Genomic DNA, 16474 nt, shown 5'->3' with positions numbered 1-16474 from the left:
TCAGGGCCGCGCAAGGCAGTTGCCCCAGAGTTCGGCCAGCCGAGCCGGGATCTCGTGGCGGGCGGCACAGCCCCGGGGATCGCGCGGGAGCCCGTCACTGGCCACAAAGGTCCACGCGCCGTCCTCGGCCTTGGTGAAGTACTTCTCCGCGCCCCCGGCGTCCTGGAGTTGGACCAGCTCGCCTTCGGTGGCACCGGCCGTCGGGGTGAAGGAGGTCCCCGCGTAGAAGACGCCGTCGCACTCGCCGTAATAGAACGTGCCCTTGACCGGGGCGAAGTGCGTCAGCCCGGGCTGCGCTCGCCGATACGCCAGGGTCACCGCGTCCTTGACCTCCTGCGGCACCACCAGGGAACGGCACGGCGACGCGGACGTCGACGGAGTCGGGGCAGGTGTGGCCGGAGTGACGACCGCCGCCGGCGGAGACGCCCGGCGGGAGTACGCGGTGACGGCGAAGGTTCCGCCGGCCACCGAGGCGACCAGGGCGACGGTCAGTGCCGCGACAGCCAACCGGTGACGGCGACGCAGCTCGTCACCGCGAGCCCGGACCACGGCGGCGGGACGGGCGCTGGTCCGCGCGGCAAGCTCCTCGGATCCTCGGCGGAGAACGGCCTCGAAGTCCTCAGTCATGGTGGTGCACCTCCCGGTCGGCTGAACCGACGGCATCAGCCGCGGCCGCGGATGCGTCGCGAGGTGCCGCGGCCGCCGGCCGCGATCGGGGCCGGCGGCCGGCCACGCGCGGACCGTCACCCGCGATGTCGGACAGATAGGGAGCCATCAGCTGACGCCCGCGCGACAGCCGGGCCTTGACCGTGCCCGCTGCGACTCCGGTCTCACGCGCGGTCTCCTCGACCGACAACCCGACCAGGTGATGCAGCACGATCGCCCGGCGCTGCTCATACGGGATGCGCCGCAACGCCCCGACGATCGCGACATAGTCGGGGCCGACGCCGGGGACATCGTCGGACACGCCGTGACGGCGGTGGGCCGTGACCCGGTTGACCGCCTTCCGCCAGACGCTGACCCTGATGCGGCAGGCCACCGAACGCACCCAGGCCGCCGGGTCCGCGTAGCCGGACACCTTCTCCCAGTTCTGCCAGGCCCGGGCGAAGGCCTCCTGCACCAGATCCTCGGCCTCGGCGAGGCTGCCGGTCATCGCGTACATCTGCCCCGTGAGCCGGTGCACATGGCCGGCGTAGAAATCGTCGAAGACGCGTGCATCGCGCATTTCCCCCTCCACATCGGTGACTTGAGGGGCCCTGCCCTCACCTCCTTGTCACGCCCGAGGGGGGTGGAGGGTTGCGCGCGATGACGGGGCCCGGCGGCGCGGCGCGGGAAGGGGCGGTGACGCGGGCAGGGCAGCGGGGGCCGCGCTGGGCCGTACCCATGCGGGGGGATGGTGGGACGGACGCTCGCGCCGGAAGAGATCGGTCACTGGGCCGTGCCTGGAGGGCGGCGCCGACCTTGGGCCGGGGGGCGCTTCGCGAGGGCCCGCGCCGACGGGTCCGGAAACCGTCCTGACATGCCGCCCGTGACTCGCCGTGGCCGCGGCACGCGAGTCGAGTCACGACCGGGGAGTCGACTCTTCGAGGGGAAACGTCCCTCATTTCCAGTCAGGCGGGTTTGGGACGGCCCTCTCAGGTCAGCCGTAATAGTGGATCGCACAGTCAATGCGGTAAGGACGTGATCTGCGGTGACCAAGAACCAGAAGGCACAGGCGAAGACGGAACAGGCCAAGGGCAAGGCCAAGGAAACCGTCGGCCGCACCGTCGGCAACGAGCGTATGACCGCCGAAGGCAGGGCGGAAAAGGCGAAGGGTGACACCCGTCAGGCCAAGGAGAAGATGAAGGACATTTTCCGGCACTGAGCGTCACGCGCCGCATCGGGCCCGCCGCACGCTCATGCGGCGGGCCCGCTTCTTTTCGAGTAAGGAGTGAGGAAATGCGCGGAGAGTACCGGGCGCCCTCCAACGACCCACTGGCCGATCCGCCCGAGTCGCACTCCCCCGGACCGCGCAGTCCAGCCGAGGTGCGCGAGGCCGTACGGCAGGCGCTCGACAGCGCGCGACGATCCCGCGGAGCCGGAGCGACGGCCGACGCGACAGCCGTCGGTGACGTCCTGCTCGTCGCCTCCGAACTCACCACCAACGCGATGCTGCACGGCGGCGGGGTCACGGCGTTCGAGGTGATACCGGGCGAGCGCGAGGTGCGTCTGTCCGTGAGCGACCGCAGCGAGGACGTGCCGACACCCGTACGGCGCGCCGACGGTCCGGGCACCCTGCAGATCGGCGGCCATGGCTGGCCGATCATCTGCCTGCTGGCCCGCGACATCATGATCTCGTATCTTCGGGCGGGAGGAAAGCGCATCACGGCCGTCGTACCGCTCTCTCCCCGGTAAAGAGAATTGTTCGCGGCCCGGACGGGCCGGAGCCGAAAGCGCGCACCTTTCTTTCAGGTATTCGAGGACATGGGATCCACCGAAACCGTCGCCCGGTCGTCCGGGGTCACCCGGGAGGAACATTGTCGGAGTCGGCACATGACGAAGCCCGCCGCGACGCGGAGCGCGTACGGGGCGACACAGGGCGTGAGGAAACCGGGGAGGAGAGGGCCGACCGCACATGGGGTGACCTCCTCCAAGAGATCCGGGTCGCCCAGACGGGGGTGCAGATCCTGTTCGGATTTCTGCTCACGGTCGTCTTCACGCCCCGGTACACGCAATTGGAACAGGCGGACAGAACGATCTACATCGTCACGGTCGTTCTCGGAGCCGCCGCCACCGGAGCGCTGATCGGCCCGGTGTCCCTGCACCGGATCGTCGCCGGCAGACGGGTGAAGGAGCAGGCGGTCGTATGGGCGTCACGGATGACGCTCGCGGGGCTCGTGCTGCTGCTCGCGACGATGACCGCGTCGCTCCTGCTGATCCTGCGGGTCGCCACCCACGACGCCTATGTGCCCTGGCTCGTCACGGGGATCGTCGTCTGGTACCTGATCTGCTGGTTCGCCGTACCGATGTGGGTGCGCGGCCGCCCCACGACGTCGTGACCCTTCCTCGGGGCCCTCACGCGGTGAGGGCCTGCCGGGGCACACCGGGCGAAGAGGAGGACGCGCCCCGCACGACGGGACGTACCGGATAGGTGGTCTTGCCCGGGTCCACCACCGCGTCCCCCAGCACGATCCGGCCCGCCGCGTGCAACGCGTCGCACTCGTCGGTGGGCAGGGCGACGTAACACCCTCCACGCCCGGCGCCCGCATCCATGGGCTGCCAGTAGCCGTACCGGCGTCGCCCGCTGGCCTGCACCGTGAGGCAGACGGGAGCACGCTGCGCGGTGATGAGACGCAGCACCTCGCCACCGTCGGGGCCGAGGGGAGCGGCGGGGCCCGGGAGAGCTCGGAGCATCGTCCGCGGCCTCCGTTCCGGGCTCGGCACGGCGCGGCGGTGTGGGGCGGTCGTCATGTGCGGGCGGCCTCTCGACGGACGGGTGCGATCACGTCCCGCGGGGAGCGGAAACGATCTTCGTTGCTGCTCGGCATTGTTGCGGACGGCACTGACAACGCGAAGGCGGCGCTCGCGGAGCCGGTTCACCGACGGCGGGGCGCCGTCGCCGTCCGATGCGCGCGAGCGGTCAGTTCGCCCTGGACGAAGGGGTCGTGGTCGGGGTCGTACGCCCCCGCGTGGTCGGCGAGCGCCTCGGTGATCCGCTCCCACTCCTCGACCTCCGCGCCCGCGATCAGCGCCTCCTGGTCGGTGAGCGTGTCGCTCCGGACCGTCTCCCGGGCGGCCTCCAGCGCGGCCTTCGCCTCGTGGTGCCGCATACCGGTGGCCGTGCGGCACACGCGCGCCCAGGCGGCACGTTCCTCCTCGGAGGGCTCACGCACCTCGTCGTCCGTCACGTCGCCCCGTGCTGACGCTCGGTCCTGCTCCTGGCTCACTGCTCCACCTCGTTCAGGTGTACGGAACTGATCTGTCCTACAGCGGTTCCGTGTGCCCCCGACTGGAAAACCGACACCTGCCGGGAGCGACGGGACGGTACGGGGAGCGGCCCGCGGTACGCCCGGAGGTGGGCGCTCGCCCCCCGAATGCGCCGGGACCGGGTGGTCACCAGGGCAGGAGGGCGTGCACGTCCTTCCCGTCGGGGCGTATCACGACGCTCACCCGATGACAGAGCGCGTGGAGGAGGTGCCAGCCGATGCCGCCCGCGCCCCGGGACGGGTTCATGCGGCGGGGCGCGGGCGGCGTGGTGCTGCTGTCGCGCAGTGTCACCTGCACTCCGTCGCCGGTGGGGCGTACCCGCAGTTCGAAGGGGCCGGGAGCGTACTGGATCGTGTTGGCGGCCAGCTCCGTCACCACCAGCAGGACGTCGTCCCAGTACTCGGGCGACGAGGGCGGTGACGCCCGCGCGAGGACCCGCAGATAGCCCTCCGCCGAGAGGCGGGCGTCGGTCACGTCGCGCAACTGACCGGGAAAGACGACGGCGAGGCTCTCCAACTCCTCGTCCGACGGCCGCTTGTCCCCGCTCGGATCACTTTCCATCACGTCTGCCCCGGACTCTTCGGCGGGATCTCTCCTCTTGCTCCACATCACGCGGACGCCACCTTTCGTGCGCTCCTGCCCACGCGCCGGTCCCACTCGTTCAGTACGCCGGCACTGACTAGGTTCCGGCATCCCTGGCGGCGCGGCCGACCGTGCGCCGCTTCAGCGCGCGCCGTTCGTTCTCGCTCGTCCCGCCCCAGACGCCGATGGTCTGGCCCGTGTCGAGCGCCCAGCGCAGGCACTCGTCACGGACGGGGCACCGCCGGCAGACGGCCTTCGCCTCCTCGACCTGCGGAAGCGCGGGGCCCGTGCTGCCGATGGGGAAGAAGAGGTCGGGGTCGACGGTGCGGCATGCCGCCGATTCGCGCCAGTTGTCCATGGGAACCTCCTGCGATCACGGTGGTGTCGTTCGTCGGACTTCGGTCCCCCTTCGGGTCACCGTTGATCCACGGGTGAAACACAGGGTCTTGCCGGGACAGCTTTGCTTGAACGCGAAATGACAGCGTCGGCCGTGCGCGGGCCCGCCCTCCGGGGGCGCCCGTGGGGCGCGACGAGGAGGCGCGGGTGGCAAAATGGGAGCCCTGGTGGGCGACGACGCGGCTTCGACAGCAGAGCAGGTGGCAGATGTCACATGAGCCCGGCGAGGTCTGGGAACAGTTCGCCGTCGCCCTGGCGGAAATGGCGCGCGATCTGCTGGCCCAGGACTCGGTCCAGGACACCCTGGACCGCATAGTGGAGCACGCGACGGTGCTGATCAACGGCTGCGACGACGCCGGAATCCTCACCGTGCGACGGGGCGAGGTGCACGCCCTGGCGGCGACGAGCGACGTGGTGCGCCGCGCGGACCGGGTCCAGCAGGACCTGCGGGAGGGCCCCTGCTTCGACGCCGTGACCGACCGTCAGCAGATCTATGTCATCGAGGACTTGAGCAGGCCGCACGAACGCTGGTCCCGCTTCGCCTCCGAGTTGAGGAAACTGGGCATGGGGAGCGTGATGGGCTTCCTCCTCTTCACCGAGGACGACGAACTGGGCGCCCTCAACCTGTACTCCCACCGGCCCCGCGCTTTCGGCGAGGCCGCCCGGCGGGCCGGCTGGATCCTCGCCTCGCACGCGGCCGTGGCCTTCTCGGCGGCCCGCACCCACCAACAACTCGGCGACGCCCTGGAGACCCGTCACGAGATCGGCGAGGCGATGGGCATTCTCATGGAGCGCTACGGGCTGCCCGAGAACGCGGCCTTCAAGGTGCTCAAGAAGGCGTCACAGGACCGCAACGTCAAACTGCGCGAGATCGCCCGCCAGGTCTGCGAGACCGGCGAGAAGCCCGGCTGACCGGCGCGGAGACGGTACGGGGCGGATCGGCGTCGGCTGCCCGACCGGAGACGGCGATGCGCGAGCGCGGCCGGAGGCGCGATCGTGTGTCACCGTTCGCAGTGGACTTCTTCGCGTGCCCGCTCAGATCGGTCAACGGCGCACCCGATAGCGCAGGTGGAGCACCCGGTTGCCCTGGATCACCACGTCAGGATCCTCCAACAGGTGCTGCGCGTGGACCGACCCGAAGTAGCGCTTGCCGGACCCGAACACCACGGGTACGACGTCCATGCGCACCTCGTCGACCAGACCGGCCGCGAGCACCTGGCCACCCACGTCGCCGGCGGCGACCTCGACCATGCGGTCACCCGCGAGCCCTTGCGCCTTGGCCACGGCTGCCTCGACGCCGTCGACGAAGTGAAACGGCGCCTCGGGGTCCCAGCCCTCGGGCTCCGGCCGGTGCGTCACGACGACCACGTGGTCGATCCCGCCCGGGGGCTTCCCGTCCCAGCCGTCCGTCAGGTCGAAGACGTGGCGGCCTACGACCGTCACCCCGATCTGGTCCCAGTAAGGCCGGGTGTAGTCGTAGGACGTCTGCGACACCTTCAGCTCGCCGCTCCCGTCCAACGGGACGTCACCGCTGGACAACCAGTCGAACAACGGTCCGGGCTGGTCGTTCTCGTCCGCGACGAAGCCGTCCACCGACACCGAGCTGTACATGACCACCTTGCCCACGGGGCTCTCCTCTGCTTCGGGGTGCCCCCAAATTAGCGTGTCGTGAGCTGTCGCTCTTGAAAGAGATCAATCGGCCGGCAGGGGCCCGCTGTCCAGCACGTGCCCGGGATGTTCGCGCAGGAACCGCTGCCGGACTTCGACGTACCGCGTCGGCGTGAGCCCGGTGAACGCCCGGAATTCGTGGCCGAAGTGGGCTCGGTCGAAGTAGTGTCTCCGCCTCGGGTTCGCCGCGTCGCACGACCGCGGCCCGCGAGCCGGCTCCCTGCCGTCGGGCGGGCTGTGCCCGGCCCGGCGCCCGACGGTTCACGCGGCCGGGGACCGGGGACTGACGCGGCGTTCAGCGGCTCCGGTGCGGCGTTTCCGGCGTTTCCGGCGTGTCGGGTGGGTCCGGCGTGGGCCGTTCCGTGCGTCGGCCGACGGCCACCTGCTCGGGGTCCAGAATGCTCTCGCCGTAGAGATCCTGCAGCCAGTTGGTCTGGTAGATGGTGTCGAGGTAGCGCTCGCCGAGGTCGGGAGAGATGGCCACCGCGGTGATACCGGGCGTGTCCTGCCGGTTCAGCCAGTCCATGGCACCGCTGACCACCGTCCCGGTGGACCCGCCGAACAGGAAGCCGCGGCGGGCCAGCCGGTGGCACGTACGGATGGTGTCCGCCTCCTCGACCCGGATCACCTCGTCCACGAGGGACTCGTCGAGCAGGGGCGGCCGCATGCTCATGCCCAGGCCCGGGATCATCCGGCGGCCCGGTTTGCCGCCGAAGGCCACCGAGCCGACGCTGTCGACGGCGACGATCCGCACCGGCCGGTGCCACTTCCGGAAGAAGCGCGCGCAGCCCATCAGGGTCCCGGTGGTACCCGCCCCGACGAACAGAACGTCCAGGCCCGGGAAGTGGCTGGCGATCTCCGGCGCCGTCGTGCGGTAGTGAGCCTGCCAGTTGCCCGGGTTGGTGTACTGGCTGAGCCACACGTAACGGTCGTCGGACGCGCACAGCGCGCGGACGTAGTCGATCCGCGCGCCGAGGAAACCCGCGTTGGCGTCCAGCTCCGAGATGACGTGCACCTCGCTGCCGAGCGCCTCCATCAGCAGACGGGTCGAGAGGTTGCACCGGGAGTCCGTGACGCACAGGAACTGGTAGCCCTTGCTCGCGGCGATCATGCTCAGCGCCACGCCCAGGTTCCCGGACGACGACTCCACCAGGATCGAGTCCGGCTTCAGGATCCCTTCGCGCTCGGCGCTCTCCACCATCTCGTTCGCGGCTTTCAACTTGATGGAGCCGGCGAAGTTGAAGCCTTCGCACTTCAGATACAGCGAGCGCCCGAAGATCGACTGGAGGTCGACGTAGAGCTGGCTTTCGTTGAAGGCGTGGGGAGCGGAGATGACGGGCACGGTGGGCCTCCTGATGCCAGAGCTGAAGTGGTTCCGCTTCAGCCGTACCGACGCAGGTCGTGGAAGAAGTCGTCGACGAGCCGGAGGTCCCCCTTTCGGGCCACTTCGTCGTAGACGTACTTGCCGACGGCGAGGTCGAGGACACCGAGTCCGAAGGGCGAGAAGATCACGGTCCGGTCGGCCGGCGGGGTCACCCGTCCGGTCAGGACGTCATCGAGGGTGCCGTCCAGGAAGTCCCGGCCGCCGGTGAGCTGTTCGGCCAGGTGGGGCGAGGTGTCGGCCTTCAGGCAGTGCTCGACGTCGTCGACGATGTTGGCGGCGGCGAGCAGGATCTCGGGGGCGAGGTCGCGCAGCGACACGTTCAGCACCAGGGGATGGTGGGAGAACCAGTCCGGGTCCGTGACGTGGGGTTCGCCCGCGACCGTCGCGAAGACCACCAGGTCGCTGGCGCGGATCAGCTCCTCGGCGCTGTCGTGCACCGTGATCCGAGGGGCGTGTCCGGTGGTTCCGGCCTCCCGCAGATATCCGGAGAAACCCGCGGCGCTGTCGGCCGACAGGTCATGCACACCCACGGTGTCGAAGAGCCAGCCGGTGCCGGCCAGGAAGGTGTGGATGTAGCGGGCGATGAGACCGGTGCCGACGAATCCGACCCGGGTGGGACGGGGGCGGCCGCGGCTGAGCCGGTCGGCCGCCAGCGCGGCGGACGCCGCTGTCCTGGTGGCGCTGATGACGGAGCTTTCCAGGCAGGCGAAGGCGTAGCCGGTGTCGTGGTCGTTGAGGACGAGGACCGCGGAGGCCCGGGGGATGCCCGCCTGGACGTTGCCCGGGAAGCTGGAGATCCATTTCATCCCGTCCACCCGGATCGGGCCGCCGATGGACGCGGGCAGCGCGATGATCCGGTCCGCCGGGCGGTCGGGGAAGCGCAGGAAGTACGAGGGCGGGTTGACCGAGTCGCCCGCGCCGTGCAGCCGGTAGGCGGCCTCGACGAGTTCCACGAGTTGTCGCTCGCGCCCGCCGAGTGCCTGCTGCACCTGAGCGCCGGAGATCACCGCGAAGGTGGGCGCCGGGGTGTACCGGGGAGTGGCCGCCTCGGTGAGAGGAGAGGGCAGGACGGTCATCGCGGGCCTCCCTCGGGGGTGGGGCGGCGGTCGGCGGCCCGCTGGGGCTCGGCCATCGCGACCAGCACCTCGCGTTCCCCGGTGAAGGCCTCCCGGCTGTGCGCGGCCCGTACGTTGTCGACCAGCAGCATGTCGCCTGCCTGCCAGGGCTCACGTCGGGTGTGGTCCTCGTAGGTGGCGTTGATGAGCTGGACGACGTCCTCGCCGATCGGGGAACCGTCTCCGAAGCGGGTGTTGAAGGGCAGCCCGTCCTGCCCGTAGACGTCCACCAGGTACTCGCGCACCTCGGGGGCCAGCGTGAACTCGTTGAGGAAGGCGATCTGGTTGAACCAGCAGCGCCTGCCGGTGAGCGGGTGCCGCACGACGGCGTCGCGGCGCTGCCGCGTCCGCAGGGACCCGTCGGGCTCCCAGGTGAAGTCGATGGCGTGGTCGCGGCAGTAGCGCTCGATGGCGGCGTGGTCGTCGGTACCGAACGACTCGGTCAGGGACGCGCCGATCTCGTCGTTGTAACTGCGTGTGAGCAGCCAGCCCTCGCGCTCGAATCGCTCGGTCAGCGCGGCGGGCAGCGCCTCGAGCACCCGCTCGGCGTCGGCCACCGCGGTCGCTCCGCCCTGGCCGGGTGCGCTCAGGCAGGCGAAGAGCATCAGGCCGGGGAACTCCAGCCGGTAGCTCAGCTCGTGGTGCATGCACATCGGCTGGTTGGCAGGCCAGGTGGAGGAGGAGTACAGCCCGGGCCCGCGGACCTGCCGGGGGGCGAACGCCTCCCTGTCCTCCATCGGATCGCCGCCCAGTCCCCTGAAGACGGCGCCGACCTGCTCCGCCGCCCGCAGTCCCAGACCCCGGACGAGCAGTGCGCCGTGCTCCGTGACCTGTCCGCGCAGCGCCTCGCGGTTCTCGGCCGCCCAGGCGGGCGCGTCACCGGGGGCGTCGACATGCAGGATCGGCGGCTTGCCGGGGTGCAGTTCCACCTCGGGCAGGGCTGCCAGGAACGAGGACGACATCGGGATTCCTTTCGGTTGCCGCTCACGGGGGTGCGGCCGCTCAGGTGGGTGAGATCCGCTCACGTGGGTGAGGGGGAGGTGAGCAGTTCGGCGGCGTCCAGGACCGCCTGTGCGGCCGCGTCCGGCCGGGTGCGCGGGAAGTAGTGGCCGCCGTCGGCGAGTTCGCGCAGTTCCACCTGTTCGGCCAGGAGCTGCCAGTCGCGGTACCGGTCGGCGAACCCCGCCGTGTGGTCGTCGTCGGCGGCGACGACCACGGTGACCGGCATGGAGAGCCTGACCGCCGGAGGGCTCTCCAGGGCGTCGGTGAGATAGCGGTGGGCGGCCACGCAGTCGTTCCGGTAGGCGGCACCGACCTGTTCGGCCTGGACCGCGTCCAGCTCGCCGAGCTCGGTGTACCCGCTGTCCGAACTCAGCCCGGCGGCGATCTCGGCGTTGCTCCGCCCCGCCAGTTCGATGAGGGCCGCACGCCGGTCGTCGGCGGTGCCCAGGAGCTGGGCGCCCAGGAACACCCGGGGCACGTCCACTCCCCGTTCCCGCAGCAGCCGCGCCGTCTCCAGCGCGGGAGCGGCGCCCGAGGAGTGACCCCAGAGCACGACCCGGGCCAGGCCGCGCCCGACGATCTCGCCGACGACCTGCCGCGCCACCAGTGCCAGCGGCGCGAACGGCTCCTCGTGGGCGGCCGGGTCGTGACCGGGCGGGTCGACGGCGTAGACCGAGGGTCCGTGGCCCGTGGCCGCCAGAGCGTCGGCCATCGGCCGGAAGTTGACCGCGTTGCCGCCCGCGTGGGGGAAGCACACCAGGGCCCACTCCGAGGGGCCGTCCGATTCCACGAGCGGCTGCAGCAGTTCGTGGCGCCGCCCCGCGGCGCCGTCGAGGAGCGCGGCGAGGTCGGCGAGCACCGGGTGCGAGGTGATGTCCTTGAGGGACACCGCGCGGTCCAGGGCGACGGTGAGTCTCACGGCCGTCAGTGAGGTGCCCCCGGCGTCGAAGAAGTGGTCCCGCCGGCCGACGCTGTGCTCGGGTACGCCCAGCAACTCGGCCCACACACCGGCCAGTTTCCGTTCGGCCGGGGTGTGCGGAGCGCTCCCGCTCTCTCCCTCGCGGCCGTCGGCGGCACCCTTCGCGGTCAGTTCGGCCAGCGCGGTCAGGGCCATTGTGTCGGTCTTCCCGTTGGCGGTCAGGGGCAGGCTCTCCCGCCGGTGGAAGGCGGAGGGGATCATGTAGGCGGGCAGTACGGCGCCCAGCGCCTCGCGCAGCACGTCCACGGGAAGGGACCGGCCGCAGTAGTAGGCGATCAGGTGCGTGCCGCCGGCCGACTCGGCGACCACCACCGCGCCGTCCCGGACACCGGGCACCCGCAGCAAGGTGTTCTCGATCTCGCCGATCTCGATGCGGAAGCCTCGGATCTTGACCTGGTTGTCCCGGCGGCCGAGGAACTCCAGCGAGCCGCCCGGCTGCCAGCGTCCCCGGTCGCCGCCCAGATAGAGCCGCTCCCCCGACCGGTAGGGATCCTTCCGGTACGCCTCGCGGGTCCGCTCGGGGTCGTTGACGTATCCCCGGCCCACGCAGACCCCGGAGAACGCGATCAGGCCCGGGGCACCGAGCGGCACCAGTGCCAGGTGTTCGTCGACGACGTAGACGTGCACGTTGTTGACCGCGCGCCCGAGCAGCACTCGGTCCGGGACGCCGTCCATGATCTCGTGGTTGGTGTCGTCCGAGGTCTCGGTCAGCCCGTAGGCGTTGACGAGCCCGATCCCCGGCTGGATCGCGAACCAGCGCTGGACCAGTTCCCGCTTCAGTGCCTCTCCGGTCACCGACACCCGGGTCAGGTCGGGCAGTTCACGGGGGTGCTGTTCCAGGTACGACACCACCACCTCCAGGTAGGAGGGCACGACCTGCGCCACCCCCACCCGGCCCTGGACCAGCGTGTCGACGAACCGCTCCACGTCGACGATCACCTGCTGTCCGACGAGCAGCGTCCGGCCGCCCACCAGCAGCGCGGCCAGCAGTTGCCACAGCGAGATGTCGAAGCACTGGGGGGCCGTCTGCGCCACCACCCGGTCCTGGTCGATCCCGAGGTCGTCGATCTTGGCGTAGAGGTGGTTGAGCATGCCCGCGTGCTCGCACATCGCGCCCTTGGGCTCGCCGGTGGAGCCGGAGGTGAAGTAGATGTAGGCCAGCTGACCGGCCGTCACCTTCACCCCGAGGTCACTGTCGTCGTGCTGTTCCTCGTACGCCGTCCCGGCCGTCAGTCGCGCGACGCCCGGAAGCGCGCCCAGCGCCCGGTCGAGCGTGCCGGTGGAGCCGGACTCGGTCAGCACGAGCCGGCATCCGGCACGCGACAGGGTCGCCTCGATGCGTCCCGCGGGGAAGTGGGGCTCGATCGGCAGATAGACGCCGCCGGCCTTGAACACCGCCAGCACGGCGGCCAGCCAGTCGAGGTTGCGTTCGGTGACGACGGCCACCGGCTCCTCGCGGTCCAGTCCGCGCGCCAGCAGGGCCCGCGCGAGCCGGTTCGCGCGCGCGTTGAGCTCCCCGTACGTCCACGCCCGCTCGCCGTGGACCGCCGCCACCGTCTCCGGGTGCATGCGCACCCGCTGCTCGAACAGCTCGTGCACCCGTCCTTCGGGCAGCGGCCGGCGCGGTCCGGCCAGGGCCTGGAGCTGGTACCGCACCTCCTCGGGCGACAGCAGACTCTGCCGCGCGTGATCGGCGTCCGCGTCGGCGGCCATCAGTGTGAGCGCGGTGAGGTGGTGGCCGGCGATCCGGGCCGCGCACTCGGCGTCCAGCACCTCGGTGCGGTACCGCAGCCGCAGCACCGGGTCCGCGCCGCGCTCGCACCAGCCGACGTCCAGCACCACGTCCTCGGGCAGTACGCCGGAGGTCCCGGCGGGGTCGAACGTGATCTCGTACGGCGGCCCGGTCGTCCCCGACTCCCGGCGCAGCGCCTCCACGGCGAAGTCCCGGTGCGCCAGCAGGTCGGCCTCGGCCCCACGGACGCTCACCAGGAGCCGGCGCCACGACTGCGGGGCGACGGTCAGCCGGCAGGGCAGCGGACCGGCGTCCGTCCCCGCGGCGGTGTATCCCGTCACCACGTCCCGCTCGCCGGACAGCGCGGCCAGTACCTTCGCGTGCGCGGCCAGCAGCACCGAACTCACCGGCGCGCCCACATCGCGCGCCAGGCCGCGCACCGCCTCCATCACGTCGCCCGGCACCACCGCCTCGTACTCGGCCACACCGGTGACCGGCTCGCGCGACCACCGTGGGGCCGGGGTGAACCCCCCGGCGGCCAGTACACGGCTCCAGTACTCCCGGTCCGCCTCCACGTTCGCTCCCATCGAATGGCCTTCCTCAACTCGCCGTAGCCGCGTCGCTGCCGGCCGAGTACGTTCCCGCCGCCGCACCGGTGCCGTCGGGGTGCGACGGGGCGGTCGTGGTCTCCACGGCGGGGTTTCCTCCCCAGTGCGCGGACGAGGGGACCTCCTCGCCCTTCATGAGGAAGGAGTCGGGTGCCAGCACGGCGCCGTCACCCATCGTCACGCCGTAGTGCACATGGGAGCCGACCCCGAGGGTGCAGCCGGCGCCGAGGGTGGTGCGGTCGGACTTGAACGTGCCGTCCTCCTGCGAGTGGCACTGGATCTTGCTGCCGGCGCTGAGCGTGCAGTCGTCCCCGATCGCGGCGAGCGTCCGCTCCGTCAGATAGCAGCCGTCGTCGAAGACCCGTCGTCCGATACGCACGCCCAGCAGCCGCCAGATCACGTTCTTGAAGGGGGTCCCGTTGAACATGTTGAGGTAGTGGTCCGGCACTTTCCACAGGCGTTCGTGCCACCAGAAGTACGGGTCGTAGATGGAGCACAGTCGCGGGCTCAGCCCGCGGAACCGGGCGACGCAACGTTCCACCAGGGCGAAGTACAGGGCGGTGAACGTCAGGGTGATGGCCACGTACGCGCCGATCACGAGGTGCCCGAGGACTCCGTACAGGCTGACGGAGGCGAGAGCGAACGCCGTGAGCGCCAGGGTGTGCAGCCAGCGCAGGAACAGGAAGAGCGCCATCGTGCGGAGGTTGTAGCGGTTCTTCGCGGCGAGGTTGCGGTGCAGTTCCCCACCGGTCCTGAGGTGGTCGAACCGGGAGTCGCGCTCCACCGAGCGGGGGATCTCGAAACACGGTGAACCGAGCAGTCCGACACCCGTACGGACCTCGCCGTCCAGGGGAACCATCACCTTCGTGGCGAGCAGGCAGTTCTCCCCCGTCCGGCCTCCGGCGGGATAGGCGATGTTGTTGCCGAGGAAGTTGCGCGGCCCGATCGTGGCCCGGGACACCCGGAAGGACGTGCTCGAGAAGTCCGCGTTGATGAGCGAGAGACCGTCGGCGATCATCGTCCCGCTGCCGACGGTCGCCAGGAGCGGGGTCTCGTGCTGCATCTCCGAGCCGAAGTTCGACCCGGTCTGCTCGACCTCCGAAAGGTCGTAACCGAGGCCGCGCAGGTAGGGCACGATGTACGAGCTGTCGCCGAAGAGCCAGGCGAAGAACCTGATGTTCGTCAAGGTCGTCGTCGCCCGGTGCAGCGCGTAGTGGAAGCCGTACAGCGGATAGACCCGGTCGGGCTCGATGGCCAGACTCAGCAGGCGCGGCAGGGTGAACAGGGCGACGAGGCCCAGGACCACGAAGCCGAAGAACAGCGCGACGGACAGGATCAGGGCGTCGACGAGGAAGCCCGACGACGTGATCGCGGGCGTGGCCGAGTCCAGCCTTCGGCCGAGCGCCGGGATCTGGGTGAACAGCATGTACAGCCCGCCGACGGCCAGCGGGAGGTACAGGAAGAACAGCTGGAGCAGGCTCGCGATCCCGAACCAGGCCCGGCTCGGGGTGCCGCAGGCCGCCGGCGCGACTCGCACGTGGTCGATCCGCGTGGGTTCCGCAGGGGAGCCGTGCCGGCGCTCACCGTCCGGGACGACCTGGCCGCGGTACAGGGCGGACGAGTGGCCGAGCTGGGCTCCGTCGCCCATCGCCGTGTCGATGTCGAGGACGGTCTTCTCGCCGACGAACACATCCCGGCCGAGGGTGACCCGGCCGGTCTCGATCCGCCCCGAGTGCGCCCGGTAGCAGAGGAAGAACGAGTCCTTGCGGATCACCGTCCCGGAGCCGATCGTGAGCAGGTCGGTGCAGACGGGGACCGAGCGGGAGAGGATCGTGACCCCGCTGCCGATGCGCGCGCCGAGTGCGCGCAGATACAGCACGTACAGCGGATTACCAACAAAGAAGATCATCGGATTGGCGTGGAGCAGCACCTTGACGAGCCAGAAACGCAGATAGGTCAGACCCCAGACGGGGAATTCACGCGGCTTCCAGCGGCCGATGAGAATCCATTTGGCGACGATCGGGAATCCGCACAGCGCGAGGAATCCGAGGCCGCCGAACAGGAACGACCGCGTGTAGACGTCGGCCAGGCCCGATCCGGCGGCGATCCATTCGTAGCCGCGGGCGGCGACCAGGCCACTGAAGAAGGAGTATCCGAGGAAAATCAGCAATTGCGCGGTCCCGCACAGGACGTAGCGCGACGTGCTCGGCCGCGGCACCGGGGTCGGCGACGGTGCCGGTACGGACGGCGCCGCGGGGAGCGACGCGTCGGCGGGGGCGGGGACGACCTCCGCGAGAGCCGTCGCGAGGCTTCGGATCGTGGGGTACCGGTAGATGTCCTTCATCGACGCGGACGGCAGATCCGGCCGCTTCCTGACCCGTGCACAGAACTGGGCCATGACCAGCGAGTTGGCACCGAGGTCGTCGAAGAAGTGGCTGTCGACCGGAACGTGTTCAGCGGAGACGACGCCCGCCAGTACTTCCGCGAGTTTCCTCTCGGTCTCGGCCGTCGTCGGGTCGGCACCGCTCGGCCTGGCGGCGGCTGCTTCGTCCGGTCCGACTATGAAGACCTCGGAGGACTGCTCCACCATTCGACCTCCTGAGAAGACATTTCGGCTCCCGATTGCCGCGGGCGGCCGGTCCGGTGTCCTCACGCTCCGGCGAATGGCCCGGCCGAGCCGTTTCCGAGCCACGAGACCGTACTCTCTTACGTGATCACGAAACCGCGGGCTTCAGTCTCATTCGTCGGCCGTCAGGCTGCCACTCCGAATCGGCCGCTTGGACACCACGGCACCGTACGACAAGCCGCTCCTCATTGGCCTCCCGCACCGTTGGAGTAACGCGCGCTTCACCCGAATGGCGGCGCATGGCGTCGGGCCCCGGGGAAATCCCGATGAACACCGATGAACACCGATGAGACCCGACGAGATCCGATGGGACCCGATGGGACCCGATGAAAGGGGAGCCGTCGGCGGCCCGCTCCCGGCGCCGTCGATCCCACCCTCTGCGTCGCTCCCACCCCCTGAAGGAGAGTCCGCGCGGC

At 70.5% G+C, this 16474-nt stretch carries 16 protein-coding genes; 4 read left to right on the top strand and 12 right to left on the bottom strand.

The window, feature by feature from the left end; all coding sequences use genetic code 11:
• Positions 1-627, bottom strand: coding sequence for a hypothetical protein (locus ABZV34_RS16225; protein ID WP_356276008.1), 627 nt, complete (start codon positions 625-627; stop codon positions 1-3).
• On the bottom strand, positions 620-1225 hold the full coding sequence (locus ABZV34_RS16220) for a SigE family RNA polymerase sigma factor (protein ID WP_356276005.1): 606 nt from the start codon (positions 1223-1225) through the stop codon (positions 620-622). Before ABZV34_RS16220 ends, ABZV34_RS16225 begins: the two co-directional genes overlap by 8 nt.
• Before the next feature lie 465 nt (positions 1226-1690).
• Here ABZV34_RS16220 and ABZV34_RS16215 point away from each other — a divergent pair, with 465 nt between their 5' ends.
• From ABZV34_RS16215 to ABZV34_RS16205, 3 genes are all read left to right on the top strand, one after another.
• Positions 1691-1864: a CsbD family protein gene (locus ABZV34_RS16215; RefSeq protein WP_153292281.1), complete on the top strand. Its 174-nt coding sequence runs from the start codon at positions 1691-1693 to the stop codon at positions 1862-1864.
• Positions 1865-1938: 74 nt separating this feature from the next.
• The gene (locus ABZV34_RS16210) at positions 1939-2394 is read left to right on the top strand and encodes an ATP-binding protein (protein ID WP_356276002.1); all 456 of its coding nucleotides are present in this window, start codon (positions 1939-1941) and stop codon (positions 2392-2394) included.
• 122 nt (positions 2395-2516) lie between these two features.
• Complete coding sequence (locus tag ABZV34_RS16205; protein WP_356275999.1) at positions 2517-3038, top strand: DUF6328 family protein; 522 nt, start codon at positions 2517-2519, stop codon at positions 3036-3038.
• A gap of 16 nt (positions 3039-3054) precedes the next feature.
• On the opposite strand, the gene ABZV34_RS16200 is transcribed toward ABZV34_RS16205, so the two are convergent.
• From ABZV34_RS16200 to ABZV34_RS16185, 4 genes are all read right to left on the bottom strand, one after another.
• Positions 3055-3393, bottom strand: a complete 339-nt coding sequence (locus ABZV34_RS16200) for a hypothetical protein (protein WP_356275996.1) — start codon at positions 3391-3393, stop codon at positions 3055-3057.
• A gap of 182 nt (positions 3394-3575) precedes the next feature.
• Positions 3576-3926: a hypothetical protein gene (locus tag ABZV34_RS16195; RefSeq protein ID WP_356275994.1), complete on the bottom strand. Its 351-nt coding sequence runs from the start codon at positions 3924-3926 to the stop codon at positions 3576-3578.
• 166 nt (positions 3927-4092) lie between these two features.
• The gene (locus ABZV34_RS16190) at positions 4093-4527 is read right to left on the bottom strand and encodes an ATP-binding protein (protein WP_356276148.1); all 435 of its coding nucleotides are present in this window, start codon (positions 4525-4527) and stop codon (positions 4093-4095) included.
• A 118-nt stretch (positions 4528-4645) separates the two neighbouring features.
• Positions 4646-4906 carry a WhiB family transcriptional regulator gene (locus ABZV34_RS16185; protein WP_356275991.1) on the bottom strand — a complete coding sequence of 87 codons (261 nt, stop codon included), beginning with the start codon at positions 4904-4906 and terminating at the stop codon, positions 4646-4648.
• Between the two features lie 245 nt (positions 4907-5151).
• Here ABZV34_RS16185 and ABZV34_RS16180 point away from each other — a divergent pair, with 245 nt between their 5' ends.
• Positions 5152-5856 carry a GAF and ANTAR domain-containing protein gene (locus ABZV34_RS16180; RefSeq protein ID WP_356275988.1) on the top strand — a complete coding sequence of 235 codons (705 nt, stop codon included), beginning with the start codon at positions 5152-5154 and terminating at the stop codon, positions 5854-5856.
• 132 nt (positions 5857-5988) lie between these two features.
• Here ABZV34_RS16180 and ABZV34_RS16175 read toward each other — a convergent pair whose 3' ends face one another.
• From ABZV34_RS16175 to ABZV34_RS16150, 6 genes are all read right to left on the bottom strand, one after another.
• On the bottom strand, positions 5989-6570 hold the full coding sequence (locus ABZV34_RS16175) for a dihydrofolate reductase family protein (RefSeq protein WP_356275985.1): 582 nt from the start codon (positions 6568-6570) through the stop codon (positions 5989-5991).
• Positions 6571-6907: 337 nt separating this feature from the next.
• Positions 6908-7954: a 2,3-diaminopropionate biosynthesis protein SbnA gene (sbnA, locus tag ABZV34_RS16170; protein WP_356275982.1), complete on the bottom strand. Its 1047-nt coding sequence runs from the start codon at positions 7952-7954 to the stop codon at positions 6908-6910.
• Between the two features lie 38 nt (positions 7955-7992).
• A complete protein-coding gene (gene sbnB, locus ABZV34_RS16165; protein WP_356275979.1) occupies positions 7993-9072 on the bottom strand; it encodes a 2,3-diaminopropionate biosynthesis protein SbnB in 1080 nt (359 codons plus the stop codon).
• The gene (locus ABZV34_RS16160) at positions 9069-10073 is read right to left on the bottom strand and encodes a TauD/TfdA family dioxygenase (RefSeq protein WP_356275976.1); all 1005 of its coding nucleotides are present in this window, start codon (positions 10071-10073) and stop codon (positions 9069-9071) included. Before ABZV34_RS16160 ends, sbnB begins: the two co-directional genes overlap by 4 nt.
• 59 nt (positions 10074-10132) lie before the next feature.
• On the bottom strand, positions 10133-13411 hold the full coding sequence (locus tag ABZV34_RS16155) for an amino acid adenylation domain-containing protein (RefSeq protein WP_356275973.1): 3279 nt from the start codon (positions 13409-13411) through the stop codon (positions 10133-10135).
• Between the two features lie 13 nt (positions 13412-13424).
• Entirely contained in the window at positions 13425-16022 is a 2598-nt protein-coding gene (locus tag ABZV34_RS16150) for a Pls/PosA family non-ribosomal peptide synthetase (protein ID WP_356275970.1), read from the bottom strand.
• Between the last annotated feature and the right edge of the window lie 452 nt (positions 16023-16474).

This window comes from Streptomyces sp. NPDC005195, assembly GCF_040608315.1.
Classification (GTDB): domain Bacteria; phylum Actinomycetota; class Actinomycetes; order Streptomycetales; family Streptomycetaceae; genus Streptomyces; species Streptomyces kaempferi.
The sequence above is the reverse complement of the archived record's forward strand: the minus strand, read 5'-3'. Positions and strand labels throughout refer to the sequence as shown.

Excerpts from the sequence above, each read along its gene's own strand:
- ABZV34_RS16155 (WP_356275973.1), bottom strand. The coding sequence starts at position 13,411 with ATGGGAGCGAACGTGGAGGCGGACCGGGAGTACTGGAGCCGTGTACTG.
- ABZV34_RS16180 (WP_356275988.1), top strand. The coding sequence starts at position 5,152 with ATGTCACATGAGCCCGGCGAGGTCTGGGAACAGTTCGCCGTCGCCCTG.
- ABZV34_RS16185 (WP_356275991.1), bottom strand. The coding sequence starts at position 4,906 with ATGGACAACTGGCGCGAATCGGCGGCATGCCGCACCGTCGACCCCGAC.
- ABZV34_RS16190 (WP_356276148.1), bottom strand. The coding sequence starts at position 4,527 with ATGGAAAGTGATCCGAGCGGGGACAAGCGGCCGTCGGACGAGGAGTTG.
- ABZV34_RS16160 (WP_356275976.1), bottom strand. The coding sequence starts at position 10,073 with ATGTCGTCCTCGTTCCTGGCAGCCCTGCCCGAGGTGGAACTGCACCCC.
- ABZV34_RS16225 (WP_356276008.1), bottom strand. The coding sequence starts at position 627 with ATGACTGAGGACTTCGAGGCCGTTCTCCGCCGAGGATCCGAGGAGCTT.
- sbnB (WP_356275979.1), bottom strand. The coding sequence starts at position 9,072 with ATGACCGTCCTGCCCTCTCCTCTCACCGAGGCGGCCACTCCCCGGTAC.
- ABZV34_RS16220 (WP_356276005.1), bottom strand. The coding sequence starts at position 1,225 with ATGCGCGATGCACGCGTCTTCGACGATTTCTACGCCGGCCATGTGCAC.
- ABZV34_RS16150 (WP_356275970.1), bottom strand. The coding sequence starts at position 16,022 with ATGGTGGAGCAGTCCTCCGAGGTCTTCATAGTCGGACCGGACGAAGCA.
- ABZV34_RS16200 (WP_356275996.1), bottom strand. The coding sequence starts at position 3,393 with ATGCTCCGAGCTCTCCCGGGCCCCGCCGCTCCCCTCGGCCCCGACGGT.
- ABZV34_RS16210 (WP_356276002.1), top strand. The coding sequence starts at position 1,939 with ATGCGCGGAGAGTACCGGGCGCCCTCCAACGACCCACTGGCCGATCCG.